Consider the following 6,588-nt stretch of genomic DNA (forward strand, 5'->3'; position numbering starts at 1 on the left):
GCCACGCCAGCAGGCCTGAGGCCGCTAGGCCGACCACCACGGTTGCTAGCAGCGCCCCCAGCCAGAGCAGGTGCTGACGCTGCTTCTGCGCCTCGACCCGCTGCAATTGATTGCGCTGAGTGAGGGCGCGCACCTCGGCGCGCTGGCGCTCGCTCTCGAACTGCACCCGCAGCCGGGCCAGGGAAGTGCGCTGCTCCGTCGAGTTCATGCTATCGAGTACTACCTGTGCCTCGCGGGTCATTTGGTAAGCGGCATGGCTCTGGCCGGTGTTGTCGAGGGCCTGGGCCAATAGCTGGCGGCCGCGCGCTTCGTAGCCCACGGCGTGCAGCTCCCGCGCCCATTTGATGGTGGGCAGCAGCAGCATCGTGGCATCAGCCCAGCGGTGCTGGGTCAGGCGCACTTCGGCCATCTGCTGCTGGGCGTGGGTCATGCCGTACTTGCTGTCGAACTGCCGAAACAGGCGCAGGGCCTGGGTTTCGTAATAAAATACGGAGTCGTACCGGTGTGCCCGCTGGTGCACCATGCCCAGGTTGTCAAGGCAAAAGGCCAGGGTTTCCTGCTCCCGGTGCTGCCGGGCGGCGGGCATCTGGCGAAAGGTGTTCAGGGCGTAACGGGCATAGTAGGCATGCAGGCGCGTGAGCGAATCGGGCGCGGGCCGACCCGACTCCAGCCAGCCCAGGTACAAAGTGGCCAGTTGATTGGCCCCCACCACTACGTTCATCGGGTCCACCTGCTTGTCCCGCTGCACCCGCCGGATGGCCAGTCGGAAATAGTTATCAGCCTCGCTGAACTCTTCCTGCTCAGCGGCCAGCCGACCCAGGCCTATCAGGGCGGCGGTGAGCTCCTGGGTAGCCCGGGGCTCGTGCTCGGCTACCTGCACGGCTTGCTGGTAATAGCGCGTGGTGGCCAGGTAGTTTTGGCGCCGGTGCTCGGCCTGGGCCAGGGCATTCAGGCTACTGGCCTCCCCGAAACGGTAATGCAGCTGCCGGGCCAGCGCCAGCGCCTGATGCCCGTAGACCACGGCCTGTGCGGCATTCTGGTTGCTCAGCGCGTAACACAAATTGCTGAGCAATAACACCCGGCTAGTATCGGAAGTAGTGGCCGTGAGCTCTCGCTTCAAGCTGTCAGCCACCCGGTTTTGCCCCGCCACCGGACCCAGGGCCAGTAGCAAAAGCCAGACGAGCACAGCACGCACAACTATAGTGAATGAGACAGGATACCTGAATGTACGCAAACGGCAATAGTTAACCCACTCTTCTGTATTCATTAACAAATAGAAAAGCTGGCTAATCGAATAAGCATAGTACAAGGTAAACAGGCAGGAATGAATCCAGCAAAAGCAATGACTTTATCGCCATAGGTTAACGGTGGAAAACCGTTAATCAGGGAGGGGGCAATACTGACGCTATCTACATAGCCGCAGGACGCATTCAGAACTGTTCAGGAAGGCCGCCGCACGGCAGGCGTATAGTTTCGTCCTCACTACCACCCATGTCAAAAAACTCCTGCCCCTGAATGTACTCTTACTAGCTACCACCATTGGCTGGACGCAGTCTTACGACCGCCCCGCACGCTCACCATCCGCCGCCGGCAGGGGCGCTTTTCGGGCCTGCTGGCCCGCCGCGCCTTCCGCCTTATCCTGGCCGAGGCAGGCCAACGGGGTAGCACCCGGCCGGCCAGGTGCTGAATCCGGCAACATATACAGGCAAAGAGCTAGCGGTAAAGCGGTAAGAATATATGCTGATTATGAGCAGTGAAGCATCCAGCTATTTAACCCGAAACCGAAACCACGGTATCACCTTAACCCGGCAGTTTTTTTTCATTGAGCGATTCTGAGGCCGCAACCGTCGATTTTCAAGCGCAGGCGCCGAAGGCGTGTGCGTAGTTTAAGCTACCAAGCGCTGCCTCCCCCGACGAGTAGTGCCTGAGACGTGCCGGGCCGCCGGCTGCCCGGCTTATTGAAGTGACTTCCTTATTTCTGACGCAAGATGTCCCTACCGCTAACCACCGCGCCCATTTACAAGTCCCGGTTTTTGAAGGCCGACCGCCGAACCGTCATCGAAACGGCAGGCGTGCAGGTTTACCGCACCAGCTTTGAGCAGCAGGCCCGTTTCGATGATGTGTTTCTGCGGCCCGGTGCTTCCTGGCAGCCCGATACGGCGGGCCTGGCGGGGCACCAGCTGGTGATACTGCCCATCGTGGGGGGGGCACTGCTGACCACTATGCACGAAACCGACCAGGCCTTGCTGCCGGGCTGCCTCTACACCGTGCCAACCGCCTACACCTGCACGCTAACGAACCCCTTCGAGCACGAAACCGTGAACCTGCTGCTGCTGCACGTGCGCGTGCCGGCCGCCGAGCCGGCCGGCGTGCAGGAGCTTGCGCTGCCCCTGACCCAAAAAAACGTGCTGGTAGCGAGCGAGCCGCCGTTCGCCTCGGCGCAAGTGGGCCTCTACGACAGCCGGGTGAAAGACGGCATTTCCGGCATCAGCCCCGACGGCTTTTCGCTGTGCTACGTCATCAACGGCTCGTTCGAGATTGAAGACCGGCTGGCCGAACATCGCGACGCGCTGCTGCTCTGGGAAACGCCGGAAATAGCCTTCGAGGCGCTTTCCGAAACGGCCATCCTGTTTTACCTGAGGTTTGAACGGGCCGCTGCTGAACCAGCCTAAACTACCCAATTTACTCCTTTTTTTCTCCAAGCCATTTTAACAGTATTTCCCTATGAACAGAATTGACTTTCTTAAGAAAAGCTTTGGCTTTCTGGGCATGGCCATTGTTGGCCCCTCCTTGCTGGGGGGCAGCGAGGTCGAAGCCTGCACGGTGGCTAACAGCGAAACGGAGGGTCCGTTTCCGACCATCAACCCGGCCAGCTACGTGCGCAGCAACATTGTGGGCACCCGCACGGGCGTACCGTTCACCATCAACATAACGGTGAAAAACGTGCAGAGCAACTGCGCCGCCGTGTCCGGGCTGCTGGTCGACATCTGGCACTGCGACAAGGACGGCAACTACTCGCAGTACGGCGGCACCACCATGCAGCAAACCAACTACACCACCCAGGATTTTCTGCGGGGACGCCAGACCACCAATGCCGCTGGTTTGGTGAGTTTTACCTCCATCTTTCCCGGCTGGTACCAGAGCCGCGCCACGCACATCCACGTGCACATTTACACGGCCAGCGGCACCAGCCTGCTCGTCTCGCAGATTGCCTTCCCCGAAAGCTCGACCAGCGCGGTGGTGACGGTGAATGCGGCCACGGCCTACGGCTACACCAAGGGAATGACCGGCTACACCTACAACGCCAGCGACAACGTGTTTTCGGATGGCACCGCCACGGAGATGAGCACCGTCACGGGCAGCGTGGCGGCGGGCTACGTGCTGGCCTGGGATGCGTTCGTGTCCTCTACGGCGCTGGCCACGAGAGATGCGGCGGCCGAAGCCCAGTTCCAGGTGCGCCAGAACTTCCCCAACCCCTGCGAAGGCCACACGCGCATTCCGGTGGTGCTGCGCACGCCTTCCGAAGTGCAGGTGAACGTGGTGTCGGTAGATGGCCGGCAGGTGCTGAAACAGGTGCTGGGCACTCTGGGCGCAGGCGAGCAGCTCATCGACCTCGACGTGTCGGGCCTGGCCGCCGGCAACTACGTGTACAACGTGAAGGTATCCAACCTGGCCGGTACGTTCACGCAGTCGCAAATGCTGCTGAAGAATTAAGGCATCCTTCGTTTTAGCCGTTGAAACGAGAAACAAACGAAAGGCCGGCGTAGTCACGCCGGCCTTTCGTTTGTTTATTGGGTCTGGTATAATATCTGAGCTACAGTGATTGCTGAGTCTGCGCTCTGCACCGCGGAGCCAGTGCTCATCCACTGGAATATGGAATTCATCCCGTGGCCGTGCTGCATCGTCCCATTTTTTTGAATGGGGCTTGGCACCGGTGGCTACTTACCGCTAATACAGTGCTTGCAAGCATATAATCAGCAACTGGTGCGAGGGCCGTGACCTATTTCTTCAAGGCTTTAGACGGGGCAGGAGGTTCTTTACCAACCTGTGGATAACGGCTCGGTCGCTGGTGGCAGGGTGAAATCCTGTTCAAGGGGGGCTATAAAGGCCGTGTAGAAGCTGGCCAGTAGCGCGTAATAGTCCGGATGGTCCAAGTATTTGTTTCGTACGGCCTGTTGTTGAGCGTTGCGCTGTACTAATACACCTGCTATGAGTCGGTCTGATTTGGTTTGGGTTCCCAAAATACCCTCCGGCTGGCGCTCATCACTGGCTGGCACTGCCTGACTACTATCATCTTTCAATTGGGAGTAGAAGCGATAGAATCGGTTAAATTCAGGCAATCCGGCATTGGTACGCTCGTTGGAGCGGGCACCTCTCCGCACCAGCGCCAGTATTTTCTTAAAGGAGGGAGAACGGTTTGATTGAGAGCTGTTCATAGCGGACGCACTTTCTGGTAAAGAGCATTAGCGGGACCAAAATAGTGCCTCAATCCAAGCTGGCCTAATTGTCTGAAGATGCATGATGTATAGTCTGCTCGCAGGCAAAAGATAGGAAAACAGGCCCAGCGACTTTGGGAGCAGTTTTTTTACCCAAGCTCTACATTCTATCGGTCATCAGGAGAGTTCAGGAGGTTGGCGCCGGGGCCGCGCAAGTTATTTGCTACAGCCTGAGTGGCTACGCCTTTAGGTAGGAGTAGCGGCTCCCTCATCTGGTTGCACACCCTACTAATCAGCCCCACCCATGCCTCAACCGCTTTTTCACGTTCGCCGGCTTGCGCGTGGTGTGGGTAAACGGCCACTACCTGGGCCGTTACTGGGCCATCGGCCCGCAGCAAACCATGTACGTGCCGGCCGAATGACTGCGCAAAGGCCCGAGCGAGGTGACGGTGCCGGAACTGCCCAAGCCCCAGCAAGCCACCCTAGCCGGCCTCACCTCCCCACTATCCTAAGCGAATTGCAGCCCGGTGCGGCCTCCAGGCCAGCCGGGTAACCTTGATTTTTCCGGCAGAACCTGGGCGGGGGGACCTCATCCATCAAGCCTTAGTGAGTGGGCTGCGCACGAATTGGTGGGACTTTTAACGTGTCGCCGATGGGTGAGGTCAGCCGCCCGGGTTCTGCCGGATTTTTTTAATATTGATAACTCATTGTGAAGGTTCGTGGGGGGGCTCTTGGTGCAGTATCTCTACCACATCGCCAGGGCTACGAGCTTGAGGAAGCAGTAAAGATGCAGCACTAATCGGAACGGCCCCTTCCACGCCGGTGCTGGTGAGGGCCACGGCTCCGTGGCCAGCCTAAACGGGGTAAGCCTGCGCATCTATCCCAACCCAACGGCCAGCTCACGCTGCAATTTGAAGTCCCCGCAGCCAAGTCATCGCCGCTGACGGTGCTCAATGTGCTGGGGCATACGGTAAACACCAGGACGGCTGCAGTAGGGCAGATGCGCCTGAACCTGGCCCGGCTGGCGGCAGGCGTGTACACGGTGCGCGTACAGACGTCCGACGGGGTGTTGACCCAGCGCGTAGTGCGGCAATAGTCCAACGCGCATACCACAAAAAAGCCCTGCTGGCATAGTGCCGGCAGGGCTTTTTCGTGGCACCATATCAGGAGGTTCTGTAGCGGACTCTTCACCAGCCATCCTGACCAGAACAGGCTATCCAGAGTGACTACGGCTGTCTACAAGCCAACCAGGCGTACTCAAGGCTACCTGGTTCGGTTATTAATGGCTCCTTCTCCAACGCCTAGCTGTCATCTCCCAAGCGAATGGGCTCCATGCGCGGCACCAGCGCAAACATTAGCGCCCAGGCCAGCAGGTAGGCCCCGCCGCAAATCAGGAACATGATGAAATACGCCGTGGGCAGCTGGTGCAGCTGCTCGTAGTGCACAAACAGGCGCTTTTGCACCAGGGCGGTGAGCAAAATGCCGCCTAGCCCGCCGGCCATGCCCCCGATTCCCGTGACCGAACCCACGGCGCGCTTGGGAAACATGTCGGATACGGTCGTAAAGATGTTGGCACTCCAGGCCTGGTGGGCCGCCGCCGCTAGGCCGATGATGCCCACCGCCAGCCACTGGCTGTACTGCCCCAGGTACTGCGCCGTGATGATGGGCAGCACGGCAAAGGCGATGAGCAGCATGGTGCGCTTGCGGGCCGCGAAGGCCGGCATACCGCGCCGAATGAAGCTCAGCGGCAGGTAGCCGCCGCCCACGCTGCCCACGCTCGACATGAGGTAGACCGTGGCAGTGGGCAGCGCCAGCTGCGTGCCCGTGAGGCCGTACTGCTTGTTCAGAAAATCAGGCAGCCAGAACAGGTAAAACCACCAGATAGGGTCGGTGAGGAACTTGCCGGCCACGAAGGCCCACGTTTGCCGGAAGCCCAGCAGCGTGGCCCACGAGGCCTTGGGCTTTTCTTCCACCACGGTGCTTTCGGTGGGCAGCCCGGCCGGCAGGTCGGCGTTGATGTAGGCAAACTCGGCCGCGCTCAGGCGCGTGCTTTGGGCCGGCGTATCGTAGAGCCAAAGCCACAGGGCCAGCCACACGAAGCCCAGTGCCCCGGTCACGATGAAGGCCCACTGCCAGCCGTAGCGCGCCGCAA

General features: G+C 59.9%; 6 protein-coding genes and 1 pseudogene. 4 read left to right on the forward strand and 3 right to left on the reverse strand.

Features of this window, described 5'->3' with window-relative positions; translation table 11 throughout:
* A partial coding sequence (locus ACYVDE_RS11805; RefSeq protein WP_460501749.1) for a hypothetical protein occupies positions 1–1,186 on the reverse strand: 1,186 nt, incomplete at its 3' end.
* An 802-nt stretch (positions 1,187–1,988) separates the two neighbouring features.
* Between ACYVDE_RS11805 and ACYVDE_RS11810 the strand changes: the two genes are divergently transcribed.
* Complete coding sequence (locus tag ACYVDE_RS11810) at positions 1,989–2,672, forward strand: hypothetical protein (RefSeq protein ID WP_460501750.1); 684 nt, start codon at positions 1,989–1,991, stop codon at positions 2,670–2,672.
* 52 nt (positions 2,673–2,724) lie between these two features.
* Complete coding sequence (locus tag ACYVDE_RS11815) at positions 2,725–3,714, forward strand: T9SS type A sorting domain-containing protein (RefSeq protein WP_460501751.1); 990 nt, start codon at positions 2,725–2,727, stop codon at positions 3,712–3,714.
* A 323-nt stretch (positions 3,715–4,037) separates the two neighbouring features.
* Here ACYVDE_RS11815 and ACYVDE_RS11820 read toward each other — a convergent pair whose 3' ends face one another.
* Positions 4,038–4,436 (reverse strand): hypothetical protein, encoded by a 399-nt coding sequence (locus ACYVDE_RS11820; protein ID WP_460501752.1) that lies wholly within the window; start codon positions 4,434–4,436, stop codon positions 4,038–4,040.
* Positions 4,437–4,780: 344 nt separating this feature from the next.
* Between ACYVDE_RS11820 and ACYVDE_RS11825 the strand changes: the two genes are divergently transcribed.
* Both ACYVDE_RS11825 and ACYVDE_RS11830 read left to right on the forward strand, forming a co-directional pair.
* On the forward strand, positions 4,781–4,858 hold the full coding sequence (locus ACYVDE_RS11825; RefSeq protein WP_460501754.1) for a hypothetical protein: 78 nt from the start codon (positions 4,781–4,783) through the stop codon (positions 4,856–4,858).
* 476 nt (positions 4,859–5,334) lie between these two features.
* Positions 5,335–5,532: pseudogene (locus ACYVDE_RS11830) on the forward strand (T9SS type A sorting domain-containing protein); the annotation flags it as partial.
* Positions 5,533–5,737: 205 nt separating this feature from the next.
* Here the strand turns inward: ACYVDE_RS11830 and ACYVDE_RS11835 are convergent.
* Positions 5,738–6,588 (reverse strand): MFS transporter (locus tag ACYVDE_RS11835; protein WP_460501753.1); only part of this gene is annotated, 851 nt, incomplete at its 5' end.

This window comes from Hymenobacter agri (genome assembly GCF_054778495.1).